15 protein-coding genes are annotated in these 16,672 nt (G+C 58.7%); 6 read left to right on the top strand and 9 right to left on the bottom strand.

The window, feature by feature from the left end:
- Positions 1–49: 49 nt before the first annotated feature.
- The 4 genes from P9L99_08095 (at position 50) to P9L99_08080 (ending at position 4,717) form a co-directional block, all read left to right on the top strand.
- A complete protein-coding gene (locus tag P9L99_08095) occupies positions 50–1,039 on the top strand; it encodes a hypothetical protein (GenBank protein ID MDP8223304.1) in 990 nt (329 codons plus the stop codon).
- Positions 1,040–1,574: 535 nt separating this feature from the next.
- On the top strand, positions 1,575–2,378 hold the full coding sequence (locus P9L99_08090) for an enoyl-CoA hydratase-related protein (protein ID MDP8223303.1): 804 nt from the start codon (positions 1,575–1,577) through the stop codon (positions 2,376–2,378).
- 157 nt (positions 2,379–2,535) lie between these two features.
- Entirely contained in the window at positions 2,536–4,146 is a 1,611-nt protein-coding gene (locus P9L99_08085) for a hypothetical protein (GenBank protein MDP8223302.1), read from the top strand.
- Between the two features lie 37 nt (positions 4,147–4,183).
- The gene (locus P9L99_08080) at positions 4,184–4,717 is read left to right on the top strand and encodes a L,D-transpeptidase family protein (GenBank protein ID MDP8223301.1); all 534 of its coding nucleotides are present in this window, start codon (positions 4,184–4,186) and stop codon (positions 4,715–4,717) included.
- Between the two features lies 1 nt (position 4,718).
- Here P9L99_08080 and P9L99_08075 read toward each other — a convergent pair whose 3' ends face one another.
- Genes P9L99_08075 through P9L99_08065 form a run of 3 tightly spaced genes read right to left on the bottom strand, consistent with a single transcriptional unit; the run spans position 4,719 to position 8,803 of the window.
- Entirely contained in the window at positions 4,719–5,516 is a 798-nt protein-coding gene (locus tag P9L99_08075; protein MDP8223300.1) for a prolipoprotein diacylglyceryl transferase, read from the bottom strand.
- A 33-nt stretch (positions 5,517–5,549) separates the two neighbouring features.
- The gene (locus tag P9L99_08070) at positions 5,550–7,199 is read right to left on the bottom strand and encodes a hypothetical protein (GenBank protein MDP8223299.1); all 1,650 of its coding nucleotides are present in this window, start codon (positions 7,197–7,199) and stop codon (positions 5,550–5,552) included.
- Positions 7,196–8,803, bottom strand: coding sequence for a GTPase (locus tag P9L99_08065; GenBank protein MDP8223298.1), 1,608 nt, complete (start codon positions 8,801–8,803; stop codon positions 7,196–7,198). The genes P9L99_08070 and P9L99_08065 overlap by 4 nt, the downstream gene beginning before the upstream one ends.
- A gap of 96 nt (positions 8,804–8,899) precedes the next feature.
- Here P9L99_08065 and P9L99_08060 point away from each other — a divergent pair, with 96 nt between their 5' ends.
- Positions 8,900–10,138 carry a DEAD/DEAH box helicase gene (locus P9L99_08060; GenBank protein ID MDP8223297.1) on the top strand — a complete coding sequence of 413 codons (1,239 nt, stop codon included), beginning with the start codon at positions 8,900–8,902 and terminating at the stop codon, positions 10,136–10,138.
- A gap of 33 nt (positions 10,139–10,171) precedes the next feature.
- Positions 10,172–10,570 (top strand): hypothetical protein, encoded by a 399-nt coding sequence (locus tag P9L99_08055; GenBank protein MDP8223296.1) that lies wholly within the window; start codon positions 10,172–10,174, stop codon positions 10,568–10,570.
- A 6-nt stretch (positions 10,571–10,576) separates the two neighbouring features.
- On the opposite strand, the gene P9L99_08050 is transcribed toward P9L99_08055, so the two are convergent.
- The 6 genes from P9L99_08050 to P9L99_08025 all read right to left on the bottom strand — a co-directional run.
- Entirely contained in the window at positions 10,577–11,335 is a 759-nt protein-coding gene (locus P9L99_08050; GenBank protein MDP8223295.1) for a DUF1295 domain-containing protein, read from the bottom strand.
- Positions 11,332–12,318: an NAD-dependent epimerase/dehydratase family protein gene (locus tag P9L99_08045; GenBank protein ID MDP8223294.1), complete on the bottom strand. Its 987-nt coding sequence runs from the start codon at positions 12,316–12,318 to the stop codon at positions 11,332–11,334. The genes P9L99_08050 and P9L99_08045 overlap by 4 nt, the downstream gene beginning before the upstream one ends.
- 10 nt (positions 12,319–12,328) lie before the next feature.
- The gene (locus P9L99_08040) at positions 12,329–14,131 is read right to left on the bottom strand and encodes a long-chain fatty acid--CoA ligase (protein ID MDP8223293.1); all 1,803 of its coding nucleotides are present in this window, start codon (positions 14,129–14,131) and stop codon (positions 12,329–12,331) included.
- A 66-nt stretch (positions 14,132–14,197) separates the two neighbouring features.
- Positions 14,198–15,175 (bottom strand): SDR family oxidoreductase, encoded by a 978-nt coding sequence (locus P9L99_08035; GenBank protein ID MDP8223292.1) that lies wholly within the window; start codon positions 15,173–15,175, stop codon positions 14,198–14,200.
- A gap of 596 nt (positions 15,176–15,771) precedes the next feature.
- Positions 15,772–16,062, bottom strand: a complete 291-nt coding sequence (locus tag P9L99_08030; GenBank protein MDP8223291.1) for a hypothetical protein — start codon at positions 16,060–16,062, stop codon at positions 15,772–15,774.
- On the bottom strand, positions 16,035–16,672 hold a 638-nt coding region (locus P9L99_08025), incomplete at its 5' end, for a hypothetical protein (protein ID MDP8223290.1). The genes P9L99_08030 and P9L99_08025, both read right to left, overlap by 28 nt.

The raw sequence follows: 16,672 nt of genomic DNA, 5'->3' as shown, positions 1-16,672 counted from the left end.
CGTGCCCAGAAAATCGATCGTCGCGAAACCGTGGCGAGGAGAGCAAACAATGCCTGACCACGAGAATCCCGAACTAAACGACCGTCCTTCCGAACGCCGAACCGGGCTGCTTTGGATTTTTCTTGCCGTCATCATTGTCATCGTTGCCGCTATGGTGATCAACAAATACCGCGAGGGGAAGGAAGAACAACGACAGGTCGCCTTGGCCCAAAAGACGGAAGTCGTCGTCTGGCTGCTGGAAAACCAAAAAGTCTTCGGCTTCGATGAAAACGCAACCTACACATGGTCCCGTGTTTTCATGCCCGAACTGCGGAAGAAATACGAACGGGTCGAATTTACGCTGCGTGATTCCGGACTACCGAGTCTCAATTCCTCCGAAGGCCTCGACTTGGCCGGTAAGTATCTCAAGATCGTGCAAGAGCAAGCCGGCAGAGACACCAAAGGCTTCTTTCGCAAGCCTAAACCGGATTTCGGCATCGTCAATTACGGCTTCGACAACCTGTGGAACCTGCACTCGGCAACGATTTTCAGTACCACTGAATTCGGCCCCGAGTACCCGAAAACCAGAAAAATCCTCGATTTGGTTGGAGGGGGATCGGTCGAAACAATTCAAAATATCGCCCGCCGCAGGTACTTCGATTATTTCGACGAAAACGCTAGTAGTTGGACGATCTTCTTTGAAAACTTTTCCGATCCGCTCCTGCAAGCGTGGGTCAAAAACGACCTCGAAAGCTTGGTCAAGCTCATGCAGGAAAACGATATCGAGCCGATCCTGGTTACATACTGCTTTGATACATGGCCCCTGCTGAACGACATCATTCGCGTTGTGGCCAAGGTCACCGGCACCACCCTGATTGATTTGGAGCATCCCAAGTCGTTCTACCAGGAAAAGGGCTATTTGGCCTCCTATGCCGATGACGAGTTGGTGTTCCTGAACGACGACGGTTACAAGGCGCTTGGCATTCAGGTCACCGAGAAGTTCATGGAGAATTATGACCAGGACTACATGACTCAACTTGCCAAAAAGAAGAAAAAATAGCCAATCGACCTCATTTAGCGCCGAATTTTCGCTCAAAGATACTAAACTTCTATTCTCAACGGCCGAAAGAAATGGTATAACGATGCTCACCCTTCATTGGAAGAAAGGGTCCGCTGAACGGCACGCAGGCCAGCCTAGAAGCGGGGCATATTAAAAAGTAAAGCCCTCTCACGTTGAAAAGGAACGACAATGGCCGAACAGTCTTTGCTACCGCTGATGGCGATCTCCGGATTTGCTGTCGCATCGATCTTGGGCACGCTTTTTCTGTCAATGAAAAGGGTAAGAAAAAACGGGCGCGAGAGATAGATTTTCATCTGCCGGCCGCACGGGTTGATTGACCGCCTCACCCCTCCGAGCTGCGAAGGTGCGAACGTCGGCTCTATCGAATACATACCTTACGAAAATCGATCGATTTCGTAGTCGACGGTAACTGTATCCGCCGATCGGCGCGACGCGAATCCCGACCCCGCCTGGGACGTAAAACCCCATTGTGGTAGAAGCGAATACCGGATCGATTCCAATAACGGAGGAAGCCATGGCGCTTACTTTTGTCAAAGAAAACCGAATTGCGAGACTCGGGCTCAATCGCCCGGAGGCAAAAAACGCCCTTGATACTACTCTGCTGCGGGAATTGGAGGCCGCGTGGAAGGAAATCGCCGCCGATCCCGAGATCCGGGTGGCCGTTATTCACTCGGAGTTGCCGGATATTTTCTGCTCCGGGATGGACCTCAAATCCGTGATTCCCGTCCTGACAGGCGCGCGCCCGCCGGCCAACGACGACGAAAAATGGATGGTCGACGATCCGCAAGGCATGTTCCGCGCCATGTTGCGCGAGCGCACGTGGGACAAGCCGGTTGTCGCCGCCGTACACGGCCTTTGCTTGACCGGCGGCTTCGAACTCGTGATGGGGACCGACCTGCGCGTAGCCTCCGAGGATGCGGTTTTCCAAATGCGCGAAGCGACTTTCGGCATCATGCCCATTGGCGGGTCCAATGTCTTCCTGCCGCGCCAGATCCCCTTGGCCGCCGCCAAGGAGATCCTACTGCTCGGCGACTACATTCCGGCCGCGCGGTTGCTGGAATGGGGCTTCCTCAATCGTGTCGTGCCGCGCGAGGAACTGCTGGACGAAGCCATGAACGTTGCGGCGCGCATTGCCGCCAACGGACCCCTGGCCGTGCAAGGCTGCATGCGGTGCATGCGGGAGACCGCGGATATGGACACTGCGCAAGCTATGGCCAAAGAGTTGGAAATCGGCCTGCCGATCTTCAGTTCGAGCGACGCCCGCGAAGGCGTAAAGGCGTTTCGCGAGAAGCGCAAGCCGGACTACCGCGGCGAGTAGTTGACACGGAAGTGATGCCGAATCTCCGTAAAAATGCCCAAGACAGTTTGGCTTTGTCGCCTGGCGACTCGAAGAATGTTGCTCTGCCTCGGTGGATGCGATAAAAACAACGTATATTCATCATGTTTCAACACTTTGATGGTTTACGGGGGGTGTCGTGAGATTCAACGTGTCGACGCTGCTTTGGCTGTTGGTATTGGTCTCTGCGATCCTTTTCCTTTCCTGTGGCGGCGATGACGACGATAACGCCGGCATGGGAAGCCCTGACGACGACAACGACGATGATGACGACGACGATGATGATGATGATGACGATGATGACGACGACGATGATGACGACAACGATGACAACGACAACAATGATGACGACGACGACGATGATGATGACGATAGCACCATCCCTGACGACTATATTGCCCCGTGGCCGCAGTCAAACGTCGAAGTTCAGGATTACGACGAACTGGCCGCGGCCGGTCCCCTGCGGGAAAAGGCCGAAAGCTACGATCAATTCAGCGCCGACTGGCACCAGCCCTATTACGGAGGCATCGTAGGAAAAAGTCACTTTACCGACGTGTCCCGTACCGAAGTTCGAAATTACGATTGGTGGGGCGATAGCACCATTTGGACCGGAACCTATCTCGCCAGTCAGGCCTTGCGGTACTACGTGACCGGGGACGCGGACGCCAAAGCCAACGCCACACACGCCGTCGATGCTCTGCACCGCCACCTGCAAGTGACCGGGCGGCCGGGATTCATCGCACGATACGCGGCGCCCAAGGACGCCCTGTTGTACGAGTATTTTGGCGGCGATGCTTGGTGCGATTCCCGGGTCCAATGCCATCGAATCGAAACCGGTCCCTTTGCCGGTGATTGGTGGGAAGGCGAAACCAGCCGCGACCAATACATCGGTTGGTTTTTCGGCATGGCCACCGCATACGATCTGGTCGACGACCCGGATATACGCGAGACCATCGCCGCCGACGTGACCGAGGTGCTCGACGAGTTGATGGCGCACCATTGGCTTATCATCGACGTGGACGGCTTCCCCTCCCACACGGCGCCGAACGCCTTCGGCCAACACAAACTCTGCTGGTCGTTGATCGGCTACCACATCACCGGCGAGGAACGGTACAAGGCGGAAGTGCAAAAGTGGATCGCCGATTCGGCTCGACCGATCCTCCGGTTGCTCAGCGTCTCCGTCAACCTTCAGTACGGCGACTATTTCCCCAACAACCTGAATCACCAAACCATGTACCCTTTGTTGCGTCTGGCGAAGGCCTATCTCGGGCCGGATGACCACGCGTTTCTGGTCCAGTTGTTCGAGACGCAAATTCACACCTTCACGCGCTTGTCTCACAATCCCTTTTTCAATTCGATTTTCATGAGCCAGGGATCCTACTCGCCGGGAGCGAACCCCGATCCATACCAGGATCAGCTTGTGGAAGACCTGACCGATTTCCGACCGGCGCCCCTTACCGAGTATTACGTCGACCCGACAGACGGAGAGTTGGATCCGGCTTCGGTTTTCCTCTACGATCTGATTACCGAATACCCTTTTCTTATGTACCTATTCGGCAACGTGGAGCCTCAGTCCTTGGAGGCCCACCCGGTCTTGGAGCAATGCACGACTGATTTTCTATGGCAAAGAAATCCGTTCCGGATCGAACCCTGCGGGTCGGATCGGCCGGAAGTGACCCGGTCGGGTACCGATTATCTTATGGCTTACTGGATGGCCTCATACCACAAGTTTCTTGACAAGAGCCTCTAAGGCCGTGTTCTAGAACGGGCTCTCGGGAGGGACCGCAATGCGAATCATCTTGCGCACGCTGTTTGTTTTAACGCTCATCGCGCTGTGCGCCGTCGCGTATTTGGCCGCCTACTACTATTGGCCGGTCAAAGAGATTCCATCCGGCGTGCAGGCTGATCGCCTCGAGGTTTACAAGGCCGCGCGACGCCTCAACCTGTATGCTGCAGATGAATTGCTGGCGTCCTATCAAGTGGCGTTCGGTTTCAATCCTCTTGGTGACAAACAATGCCAGGGGGACGGACGTACTCCGGAAGGGAAGTACGTCATCGATTACCATAATGCCCAGAGTTCCTGCTACAAGTCGCTGCACATTTCTTACCCCGACGCGAACGATCGCCGTGAAGCCACCGCACGCGGTTGTTCACCGGGCGGCGATATCATGATTCACGGCATGGTCAATGGGAAAGGGTGGATCGGAAGGTTCCACCGTCACGGGGATTGGACTCACGGTTGCATCGCTATGACCAACGCGGAAATGGATCAACTATGGGGCACCGTGCCCGACGGCACGCCGATTGAAATATTCCCGTAGCTCAAGTCGCCGCTGCTGCGGCGCTCTGTCGTTTACGGGCGCGCGCCACGAACAACACACCGACGCCCGCCGCGACCAACATGGCGATGCTGATCCATTGCGAGGTCGAAAGCGGACCCCAGAGTCCGCGGGCGCTGTCGCCTCGGAAAAACTCGATGATAAACCGACCCACGGCGTATAGGGCGACCTGCAATACGAGCAGTTCACCGTATACTTTGCGTCGGTTACCCCGCCAATAGACCAACGCAACGAAAATCACCAGGCCGAGCATCGCTTCGTAGTACTGCGTGGGGTGCACGGCCAGGGATCCGAATTCCTCGAACGCGGGCGCACCCGGCGGGAATTCCACCGCCCATGGCACATCGGTCGGAGAACCGTGACAACACCCGGCGCTCATGCAACCAAACGCCCGGTGCAACGCGAGGCCGAGGCCCATGTAGGGTGTCGCCGTGTCCACCATCGGGACGTAGGGGATTTTCGCGATGAAGCGTGCGTACACGAAGGGAAAAAGAACCGCGCCGAAATAGCCGCCGTAGAATACGTGACCGACCCGCAGGTTTAGAAAACGATGCGGGTCTCGCATGTACCAGTCCCACGTGACCGCGATATGCGTCACCTTGGACATCACGACAACGCCGATGATGGCGAAAAGAAGCGCGTTCAACATGGTCTGTTCGTCGAGTCCTTCGCGCTTGGCGCGCCGCGTGGTGAGAATCACGCCCAGAAGAATCGACAAGGCGAAAGCCATGCCGTATGTGTGGAAATCCCTGCCCCAAATTTCGAACAGAACCGGATGCATCGTTGTTAGCCTCAGTTCGTTTCGGCGTGCAAGTTAGCGCGGCTCGGCGTTTGTGTCGAGTAGTCTCGTCAGTTTCTCGAATTGCTGACGGAAGCGTGAAATCGGTCGTTCCGTTTCATCGCGAAGCCATGTGCGAACGCTTAGCGTGAAACCGTCGACCACGCGGTCCACGACTTTCCGCACGCGTTCCCGCTGCCGGCGACCGGTATATAAGAGCGCCATGATGTAGTAGCCGATCAAGCCGATCACCGACACCTTGACGTTGTCCAACGTGATGGCCTGGCCGAAATTCGGCGCGGCGGTCACATCCCATGCCTCCAATAACAAGAACAGGGGATGCAGGAGCACCACGAGGAAAAAGAGTAGGTAGAGATAAACGGGGAAGTTCAGCGGTATGCGCAGCCACCACGGGTAAAGCGGTGGCGGCGAACCCGCGAGTTGGTCGCCGAGCATGTGCCGAACTTCCACCTCGACCTGTCGCTCGCCGTCCACGAAGGGTTCGATCGCTTCGTTGCTTTCAAGCCGCAAGCGAGCCAGGCTTTCGCGCTGGGTTCGTTGGAGGCGTTCGCCGAGCCCCTCGCGCCCCCAGCGGAGTTCCTCTTCGATCGGTGCCGCGAGCGAATCAGTCTCCGTCCCGCTTTCTGATGATCGCCGACCGGGTAGCCAGGACGTCAACCGGCGTCCCAGAGAACCAAGTGCCGCCAAGCCGGCGAGGGTGGGGCCGGGATCGCGGGCGATCCAATCCCGCGTGGCGGCCACTACGTCGCGACGGTTGCGCAACCGTTCGGCGACCGTTTCGAAATACAGGGGCGGAAAATGCTCGTCGAAAAGTTCGTCCAGATACGGGGCATCCGCTGCCGATTCCACGTTCTTGCGCAGTTCGTCCAGATGGTAGTGATGACGAATCGCCTCGGCGGCGCTGTTGTAAGCCCGGCGGCGATTGTCGACCTGGGATCGCCGCACGTGATCGGCCGACAACTTGCGCAGCAGGCGTGCCTCAAGCTTGGCGAAATCCAGCCGGCGGCGTGGTGAATCGATCAAGAATACTTGCGGATCCCCACCGTCGGTTGCCGCCTCGACGCGCCGGCGAATCGTGGCCTCGAAATCCTCGCGCATCGCCTTCTCGTAGGCCGCGATCTCATCGGCCTTGGTCATGACGAACAGAATGTGCGAGGGCGTCAGTAAGCCGAAAAGCTTCGCAAACGCGCGCCAGTAATCGCGGTCTTTGTACTTGGCATGGCTGGCGAGTAACACCGCGCCGTCGGCCACCCCGGCGCGCAGCATGTGTTCGACTTGCTTGACGTGCCGGTCGTAGCGACTGTCGAAATCGGGGCTGTCGATCAAGCAAAGACGCGCGTGGGGCTCGCTGGTGTGCGTGTGGTATTCCACTTCGACGTCCAGTTCCGCGAAGCGGGCCCGTAACTGCGCTTCCGCGTCTTCATGCAGATAAGCCACGAAGCGGTTGGTGCCCTCGGCGCCTTCGGCCTCGGTGCTGCTGACCGGCGTGCCGAGCAGGGAGTTCAAAAACGTCGATTTTCCCACGTCTTTGCCGCCCAGCAGGAACCAGACCATCAACTCGTCGGCGGTGTGCGTCGGCGTTACGTCGGCCGGGGTCGGCGTCGCCAACAGCTCGCAAAAAGCGGTGTTAATGGCGGAAATCGACATGGCGTTCGGGAGGGTCATCGCCGGCTTTTCTCCCGTGCCCATTGCGTAAGCTGTTTCGCCAACTCCTGAAGGTCGCCGCCGCCCGGTGACGCGGCCTGCAACAACGGCTCGCAAGCGCGGCGCACGACTTGCCGCAGATCGTCTTCAAAGGCTTCGCGCACGCGGCTTGTGCGCACACGTTGCATGATCTCGGCGTGCACGGACTTGCTGAGCCCCAACGCTGAGAGCAACCCGAGTAGCGCCGCCGACGTCGCGGAGCCCACACCGGGTAGTACCAGGTCGCCCAAAAACAAGGCGGCGGCCACGCCCGTGGTCACCGTCCACAGCGGACTTTTGAGTTTGCGGTCCTCGCGCAGACCGGCCAACAGCGCCTCCACGTCGCGACGCGCCCGCTCGTTCGTTTTGGCCACGACGGCCTCGACGGCTTTGCGCAATGCGGCCTCGTCCGGCGCGGGAATATCAAACGAGGCGTCATCGTAAAGCCGCGCCAAACGGCGATGCAGCATGGAGCGCACCTGCGTTGCGATTTCGGTGGCGTGCCGCACCACCGGTTCGGCGGCCAGCAGGGCGTCGATCGACACCTCCGGTTGATTCCCGAAAAGGCTGCGCATCTTGCCCAGCGACGCGCGCCAGGGCGAAAAGCTGTCGAGCCGTTTCCGGAATTCGGAACTGAAAAACGCATTGCGGAACCGGGCTTCGCGGCGGATCTCGTCGTCCGCGGCCAATTCCAGCCGCCGCAACTCGGTCCGGCGGGCGTCGGCCAGGGTAGACACTTGCTCCGCCACCTCGCGGGCCACGTTTCCCAACGCTTCGGCGAGCATCCGTTGGTTGCGCCCCGACGCCTCGGCGATTAAGGGGTCGATATCGGCGGCGGCGAAACTCTCTCCATCGGCCAAATGCGGCAACGTCGACAGCGACGCGTTGGGCCACAAGCCGCGAACGGTTTCCAAGCGAGCGGCGAACTCCGCATCGCTGGTGGCGGCGTGGCGGCGGTTGAGCACGACGTACTGCTCGGCCCGGGCACGGTCGGGGTGAATTTCCTGCAACGTTTCCTGCACCGCTTCGTGCGCCGCCTGCGCGAACGACTCCTCGGTCAGCATCAAAATCACGCGATCCAGCCAGGGTAGAATACGAACGGCGAGCTGCTTCTCCTCGTCGGATTCCACAGTGCCGATATCGGGCAGGTCGATCAGGATGAAAGGGCGGTCGTCGCGGCAAAGCGCAACTGCTTTTTCCGGTGATCCCGTGAGGTTAGCCGCGTCGCCGGCCTCCCGGTCGATCCGCTCCACCAGGGGGCGAAGAAACGCCGGGTCCTCCAGCGACTCGGCAAAAGACTTCGGTGCCAAAATGATCGGTCCGGTCGTTTGATGCGGAATCGGGGTGACGGCCGCGATCGGGGCTCCGGGGATGCTGTTGAATAACGTCGATTTGCCGCAACTGGCGCTGCCGACGATGCCGATCAGCGGTGGGGCGCCCGGCCGGCGGGAACGGAAAGCGCCGACGCCGACCAACCCGAGGCATATCTCGGCCCGCCGCTCCAATTCGGGTGGCAAATACGCGGCGAGCAGCCTCGAGAGCAGGCTTACTCCCTCATCGTATTTCGGGCGTGTTTTACTCTGCATAACCCTTTTCAACCCGGAGAAAGCGTTGACGCTTTATAGCATGTTTGCCCCCGTCGTGCTTGACTTACCGCGCACTTAGGCGTCTAACTACACTCCATGGAATTTAGTGACCTAAAATTATTGCCGATTTTGCTCGAAACCGTAGCCGAAGAGGGATACGAGGAACCGACGCCGATTCAGGAACAAGCGATTCCCGAGGTATTCGCCGGGCGCGATATCCTGGGGTGCGCCCAAACCGGGACCGGGAAGACGGCGGCTTTTGCCCTGCCGATCATTCAGTGCTTGCACGAAAAAGGGCGGGCGTCTGAAGAAATCCCGATTCGAGCGCTGGTGGTTACTCCGACCCGTGAGCTCGCCTCTCAGGTCGCCGAGAGCTTCAGCGTTTACGGCGCGAAGACGAGCGTGCGCACCGGCGTCATTTTCGGCGGCGTGCGTTACAAAGACCAGATTCAAATGCTGCACCGCGGCATTGACGTGTTGGTCGCCACGCCCGGTCGGTTGATCGACTTGGTGGGGCGGGGGAACGTTGTGCTTTCCCAGGTCGAGATTTTCGTTCTCGACGAGGCCGACCGCATGCTCGATATGGGATTCATTGAAGATATCCGCAAGATCATTCGAAAGATACCGAAAAAACGGCAAACGCTGTTTTTCTCTGCCACCATGCCGCCGACAATCCGGCGTTTGGCCGACAGCATCGTGACAGAACCGGTTGAGATCGCAGTCACACCCGTGGCCTCCACGGTGGAATTGACGGGCCAAACGATCTTCTTGGTCGAGGACTCCAGCAAACTCTCGTTGCTTCGCTTTCTCATCCGAAACCCGGCCTTCGGGCGCGTTTTGATGTTCTGCAACACGAAGTACAAGGTCGACAGAATCTGCAGCACCCTCCGGCGCAGCGACATCACCGCGAAGGCGTTGCACAGCGATAAATCGCAACGAGTGCGGGAAAGTACGCTGGCGCAATTCAAAGACGGCAAAATCCGAATTCTGGTCGCCACCGATATTGCGGCCCGCGGCATCGATGTCGACGATATCACCCACGTGATCAATTTCGATATGCCGCAGACGGCCGAAACCTACGTCCACCGCATCGGCCGCACCGGACGCGCCGGCGCCGAGGGCTCCGCGGTATCCTTCGTTTCTTTGCAGGAACGGGCGTTGTTGGCCGAGATCGAAAAACTAATCAATAAAAACATCCGCGTCATCCACGAGCATCCTTTTCGCTCGCCACTGTCGGCGTCGGCACCGACGCTGATAGACGGGAACGACGTCCCAGTAAAGAAAACTGTGGGGCGCACCCGCGACCGCAAGCGCACCGGGCGAAAGCGGAGATAATGATTATAGTTGACGTGAAGGAGGAGATTACGAGTGCAGAAGCGAAATAACCGGGTCGGCGGCGAAGTCGACAGCTATTGCGGCAAGTGTAAAGAGGAAACGCGACACGTTGTGATCGCGATGGTCGAAGATGCCCCCAAACGGGTCGAATGTCTCTCCTGCCACGCGGTGCACAACTACCGCCCCCGAGGCAGTGTTTCCACGCCGCGCCGTGCGTCCCGCGCCGCGACGCCGCGCGTTCGCAAAGAGGCGGGGTTGACCGAAGTGTTGGACGCCAAAAACGCCGTCGATTACCGTCCTAACGGCAAATTTGAAAACGGTGTGGTGGTGAAACACAAAACCTTCGGTCTCGGTAAGGTTGTCAATATGGGCACCCAAGTGATGACCGTGGCGTTTAGCGACAAGCTTCGCAAGCTTTTCTTGACGCCGTAATTCGTCTTACCAAAGAAATGGGATGACCGCGCGCCGCCGCGCCGGATAGTCGGCGAAAGTGCGCTGGTACCACTGGTGGTGCGCCCGCGCCCGCGGCAGTAAATTGGCGGCCGTCCAAATAAAGAAAACCAGGCCGCCGGGCGACCACGTCAGCAACGCCCAACCGCCCCATTGCAGGATCTCGCCGAAATAATTCGGGCACGAAATGAAGCGAAACAAGCCGCCGTGCGGCACCCGATAACCTCCACCCTCGCGGCGTAGGCGGATCAGCGCCGCGTCGGACCGGCTGTGAATCAAAAAGCCCACCGTAAACGTCGCCGTCCCGATCACGAAACGCGGATCGCTAAACCACGCGAGGGGGTAGGCGGGCCCCAGTTCGAACAAATAACGGCCGTTCAAATAGGCGTTGGCGACGTTGAAAACGAAACCCGACAACACGATCGTCAGGGGCATCGTTTTGGTTGTTGCCGGTAGCCGCGCCGGGAAAATAAAGGTGCGGTACACGTAATGGAACTGCCAGATAAGGAAGAACGAAAGGGTGACGACACCCACGCGGGATAAGCCCATGACGAAGAAAACCGCAAAGGCAAGCACGGCAGGCAGTTCCATCCATAGCCAACCGGCGCGGGCGCGGATTCCCGGCCCCCAGCCGGCGCGCTGATGCCGGCCGTACGGTGCGGGTCGCGCCAGGAGGTAAAGGAATATCAGCAGCGAAAGAGCCGACCACGCAACAACGAAGCCGCGATAAAAGGTCCACTCGCTCATCGCAGATGAAGCCGATTTTCTGTTGTGAACCATCCATACAGGTCGCGCACGGTATCCTCGAGGGGGCGGACGCGGTAGCTCAACTCCGAGCGCGCCTTGTCGGAATTAACCCGAACCTGCAGGCCGATGGTGCGCACTGACTCACGGGTGAACAAAGGTTCGGCGCGTGTCGTTCGCGCCCACACTTCAGCCACGGGCGCCGCAGCGCGCGCCAACCAAAGCGGCGTCACAAAACGGGGCGGCGCAATGCCGGTCGCATCGGAAGCCAACTCGGCCAGGCGGTGAAGCGTGGCGTGATGGCCGCCGAAAATGTATCGCTCGCCGCGTCGCCCGCGTTCGGCGGCGGCCACTGCACCGGCAGCCACGTCACGCACGTCGACCCAATCGAACCCGCCGGCCACGAGCGAGGGCAGCCGCCGATTGGCGAGCGCGATAAAAAAGCGCCCCATGCGCGACGGCTTGAAATCGTGCGGCCCGATTACGCCCGTCGGCTGCACGATCACCGCGTCGAGTTCCTGCGTCGCAGCGGCCAACACGTCAGCTTCACTTTCGGCCTTTGTGCGGTCATATGCGCCCACAAAATCGGCATTCGCGGCCGGTCGCGTCTCGTCCACCGGTTGCTCGCGCGGCTCATGACTGAGTGTTTGGATCGTGCTGAAGTGGATCAGGCGTGTCGCACCGGCCCGGCGAACGGCCTCGATGACATTCCGCGTGCCGATCACGTTTGCGCGGTACACCGACCCGTCGGGGTCTCCGGCAATGGATATCCGCGAGGCGAGGTGAAAGACCCAATCGGCACCTTGGAAAGCCGCAACGAGCGAATCAATGTCTTCCAACGAGGCCGCAACGCGCTCCACGTTCAGGCCTTCCAGCGCGGCGGTGTCGCGACGGACCAGCGCGCGAACTCGATGCCCCTGCGCGAGCAACTCCCGCACGAGGGCACCGCCAATATGGCCGGATGCTCCGGTAACTGCTGCAATCATGGGTGTCAGCTTAAGCGTCGGCGTACAAGGATTCAATCAGCTTCGCGTAGTTGCCGTAGACGGTCTTCCGCCGAACTTTCATCGTCGGCGTCAGCATGTTGTTCTCAATGCTGAATTCCTCGGCCAACAGTGCGAAACGCTTGATCGTTTCATATTGGGCAAGACCTTCATTGAATCGCGCCAAACGGGTTTCAAATTCCGTCAAGACCTTCGGGTCGGCCAACATTTCTTCCCGCGTTCCCGACAAGCCCTTTTGTTCGGCGAAATCCTCGAACCAAGGCCACGCCGGAACGATCAGCGCCACCAGGTATTTTTTCTTATCGCCGATCACCGCCACTTGTTCGATGGCCGGGTCGAGCTTGAGTTGATTCTCGATATTCTGCGGCGCGACGTTCTTGCCCCCGGCGGTAATGATGATGTCTTTCTTGCGGTCGGTGATCCACAAAAAGCCATCCTCATCGAGCCGACCGATGTCGCCGGTGTGGAACCAACCGTCCTGCAAGGCCTCGGCGGTTTCGGCCGGCAATTTCCAGTATCCGTTCATTACTTGCGGCCCGCGAACCAGGATCTCACCGTCCTCGGCGATTTTCACATCGGTACCGGGCAACGGCAGCCCGGCCGACCCGAGCCGAAAGAAACTCTCTTTGTTTCCCGTCAAGCCTGGTGAAGTCTCAGAGAGACCATAGGCTTCCATCGCCAGGATGCCGGTGGATGCGAAGAAGCGTTGAATGTCCACCGCCAGGGGCGCCGCGCCGAAAGCCAGAACACGGATATTGCCGCCCAGCGCGGCCTTGATCTTCTTGAACACCAGTTTATCGGCCAGCTTGTATTGGAGAGTGTCCAAAAACTTGCTGGGCCGGCGCGCCTGGCGGTCTTCCAGAATCCGCCCGCCGACACTAAGCGCCCAGGCGAATATCTTGCGCTTCGAAGGTGAAGACGCGGCCAAGTCCGCTTGAATTTTCTCGTACACTTTTTCCAGCAAACGCGGAACGGTAACGAATATCGTCGGCCTGATTTCCTTGAGGTTGTCGGGGATTTTCGCCACGGACTCGGCGAAGGTCACCGTCCCCTCGTGCATCATGAAAACGTACACTTCCATCCGTCCGAAGGAATGGCACATCGGCAGGAATTGGAGATCCGAGTCGCCCGCGCGCATCGTCAGGAAATCCTGAACCGCGTATACGTTCGATACGAGATTTCGGTGGCAAAGCATGACACCCTTCGGGTTGCCCGTCGTGCCCGAAGTGTAGATCAGCGTCGCGACTTCCTCCGGGTCGATGGCCTGCCAACGCGCGTCGATGGCCGCGCGGTCCATATGCTGTCGTCCGAGGTTCATCAAGGTATCCAGCCGCATGACGAAATCGCCGTCTTCGCCGCCGTCGGTGATGATCGCTTTTCGCAGCGTCGGTAGCTGGTCGCGCGACTTCTCCACTTTTGCCAACTGGGCTTCGTCCTCAAGGAAAACGATCTCGCTTTCGGAGTTGCGGAGAATGTACGCAACTTGATCGGCAGTGTTGGTCGGGTAGATCGGGGCGCTGATGACATCGGCCATCTGGCAACCGAAATCTACGTAAGCCCAGTCCGGGCGGTTATGCGAGAGGATCGCCGCAACGCTGCGTTTCCGCATGCCCAAATGAAGCAACCCGGCCGCGACCGCCAGCGATTTTTCTTCCAACTCACGCCACGTAATGTCGGTCCACGTGCCGCCGATCTTGGCTCGAAAGACCGTTTGGTCGGCCCACTTGCCGGAACGTTCGAACAACAATGAGGGCATCGAGCGCGAATACTGCGGCCACGGGCTAGGTGTCGTCATCGAAAAACCTCAGAATTTTTTGCGAGTTAAAAAGATTCGCATAGCATAACCGATATGGCGATGGGTTCAACTCGCGTCGCCGTTATTAATACCGCCCAGAAGTTCGCAGATTTCCCAAAGTCGCTGTGCCTCCTGCGGCGTGTGCCTGGTTCGACGAAAGATGTGCGTTCGCCGAGGTTGGCGGTCGAAAAACAATCGACCTGTCACACCCTCGGCTTCCGAACCCGCCGCCAGCCATACGGCCGTGTCGGCGCCTTGTTGGTGGTCACGCAACAACGGTCGCAACCAACGGTAAAAACGAGGCAGCGAGCGCTCGACGCCGGGCGTGGCCGCCCATCCGGGATGCATGCAGTTCGACGTGATTCCCCGCGTTGCCAGGCGCTCGGCCCACAATTCGCTCAAGACCACCTGCGCGCGCTTGCTCTGTGCGTACGCGACGACGCCGTCATACTCTTTGTGCTCGAACTGCAGGTCTTGGACGTCGATCCGCTGCGTGTACATGCCGCCCGAAGTGACATGCACGATACGGGGCGCGGCGGCGCGCTCCAACTGGGGCAGCAGTGCGTGAGTCAATACGAAACCGCCGAGCACGTTGGTCGCAAAGGTCATTTCGATGCCGTCGGCCGACAGTTTTCGCTCGTGAAGCATCACGCCCGCATTGTTGATCAGCACGTCGATCGCGGGGTGTCGTTCGATCAGCCGACGAGCCAGTTCCCGCAGCGTGTCCATGTCGGAGAGGTCGGCAATCTCCAACTCCAAGATCGCTCGGGCGTGCCGGTCGCGGATTTCCCGTTGCGCCGCCTCGCCTCTGCTCCGATCGCGGCACACCATGACGACCGTGGCGCCCAATCCGGCCAGTTGGGTTGCGGCGGCCTTACCGAGGCCGGAATTGGCGCCGGTGACGACCATCACTTTGTTCGTCAGGTCGACGCTTAGGGCGTCTGCGTTCCACAGGTGTGTGCGCAGTCGGTAGCCGGGCGAACCGTAGGACAAAACAACCGTAGCTTCGGCCAGGGCGTCGGCAGCCTTCCACAAAAATCGCATAGCGGATTCCGATTCTGTTTTGGTTTACTCCTATTTCGTGCGTATGCTTGAGCTCCGCGTCAAGCACAATGGGCTTTTCATTCGGCGAAAAACGGCGTAGGAGGCGTTGAGATTATACAAAAGTATTTCTTTTCGTACACTTGCCGCGTCTCGAAGGCAACGAAGCAATTGACATCGGAATGGGGGGCAAAACGAGTTGTCAGGCTGTTTCCGAGTTGTATTTGATGGCCAGGAGAGGTAATTAGCTCAATGATTACGAGCGGTTAGCGTGGATGCCCGGAGTGGGCGTTTTGTTTTGGAGAACATGCGTGTTTGTGTGCCTTTGCGCTGCGCGTATGACGACGCCAATAACGACATAAACCCTTGATAATAAAACGGAAATTGCTCTTTTGGCGCCGGCGAACTGTGTCCAAAAATCTGGCCGAAGTCGGAAACGTTTCCGACTTCGGCGTAAGTGTACGAGATATAGCAACAAACCGCAGAAAACCGAAGAAAAAGCAGCAAACCGGCGGCGGCATCGATCCTCGACGCTGAAAATACGGCGCTGCCACCTGATGTAGTTATTTGCATAGTAGGCTGTTCAAATAAAACGGACATCACAGCTCCTCGATCCACAGCCACCAATGACCGCGGGGCAAGTCTTGGCGAAGATTCCGAAGGTCGCGCATGAACCAACGATGGCCGGTATAGAACGACCTCGCACGAATGAGGATATCGCGGAGGCGCGAAAACAGCTCCGGGAATTCGTCCTCGCGCCAATACCCGGCAGTGATCCCGCGGGACAAGCGCAAGAGCTGGCCGAGGTTATAGTTCACCGCCTGGTCCTCGTCCAGGATCGCCAGACCGTCGACAATGCCGATCAGTTCTTGGCGGAATTTTTCAGCCATGCCATTTTCCTTCCGTCGTCCTCGGTGAAATCTTCAACCAGGTCTTCCGGATTGTGCCCCGGGCCGCCGATCGGCCGACAGGTTCTTATTGTTCCGTCGTCATCGACATAAGTCGCCGACCGCGTCTTTCCACTGACGAAAACGTACTGAATTCGCGGCACCGCATCCGGGCGATTCGCCCGGTGAATCTGAACGAAAACTCGGTCCGCATTTTTCACCGTTTCGTGCGCCCGGTTCAAGTACGCCTGGGCGCCCTCGTTGAACTCGCCGCCGGCGGCGTGTTTCACGATCTGCTTGGCCACATGTGAATCGAACGACTTCGGCGGCCAGGGAAGGCCCTCCCGCTTCGCTCGTTTCTGGAGACCGGAAACTCGGAGCGCATGCTCCTGCGGCGTCAATTGCTCCAGCCGTTCCGCGTCCTCGTCCGGCACCCGCTTGCCCATATCGACCTCGGCCGAGGTCTCTTCAAAAACGGCAAAAACCTCGCTGCGGCACTTATAGTGAAATGGGTTCATCCCGATGTTCGGCGGAAGATCGGCGGTTTTTCCAGTATACCGTTTAGGCCAAGCCGCTGCCGCTTTCAACTCATCCTTCGTTTTCGCCGCCAGTA

The organism is Candidatus Lernaella stagnicola, assembly GCA_030765525.1.
Classification (GTDB): domain Bacteria; phylum Lernaellota; class Lernaellaia; order Lernaellales; family Lernaellaceae; genus Lernaella; species Lernaella stagnicola.
This window is presented reverse-complemented; position numbering and strand designations above follow the sequence as displayed.

What these genes read in the sequence shown, in the direction of transcription:
- P9L99_08050 (MDP8223295.1), bottom strand. Translation starts at nt 11,335, where the DNA reads ATGAGCGAGTGGACCTTTTATCGCGGCTTCGTTGTTGCGTGGTCGGCT.
- P9L99_08075 (MDP8223300.1), bottom strand. Translation starts at nt 5,516, where the DNA reads ATGCATCCGGTTCTGTTCGAAATTTGGGGCAGGGATTTCCACACATAC.
- P9L99_08040 (MDP8223293.1), bottom strand. Translation starts at nt 14,131, where the DNA reads ATGACGACACCTAGCCCGTGGCCGCAGTATTCGCGCTCGATGCCCTCA.
- P9L99_08060 (MDP8223297.1), top strand. Translation starts at nt 8,900, where the DNA reads ATGGAATTTAGTGACCTAAAATTATTGCCGATTTTGCTCGAAACCGTA.
- P9L99_08035 (MDP8223292.1), bottom strand. Translation starts at nt 15,175, where the DNA reads ATGCGATTTTTGTGGAAGGCTGCCGACGCCCTGGCCGAAGCTACGGTT.
- P9L99_08070 (MDP8223299.1), bottom strand. Translation starts at nt 7,199, where the DNA reads ATGACCCTCCCGAACGCCATGTCGATTTCCGCCATTAACACCGCTTTT.
- P9L99_08065 (MDP8223298.1), bottom strand. Translation starts at nt 8,803, where the DNA reads ATGCAGAGTAAAACACGCCCGAAATACGATGAGGGAGTAAGCCTGCTC.
- P9L99_08090 (MDP8223303.1), top strand. Translation starts at nt 1,575, where the DNA reads ATGGCGCTTACTTTTGTCAAAGAAAACCGAATTGCGAGACTCGGGCTC.
- P9L99_08095 (MDP8223304.1), top strand. Translation starts at nt 50, where the DNA reads ATGCCTGACCACGAGAATCCCGAACTAAACGACCGTCCTTCCGAACGC.
- P9L99_08080 (MDP8223301.1), top strand. Translation starts at nt 4,184, where the DNA reads ATGCGAATCATCTTGCGCACGCTGTTTGTTTTAACGCTCATCGCGCTG.
- P9L99_08030 (MDP8223291.1), bottom strand. Translation starts at nt 16,062, where the DNA reads ATGGCTGAAAAATTCCGCCAAGAACTGATCGGCATTGTCGACGGTCTG.
- P9L99_08045 (MDP8223294.1), bottom strand. Translation starts at nt 12,318, where the DNA reads ATGATTGCAGCAGTTACCGGAGCATCCGGCCATATTGGCGGTGCCCTC.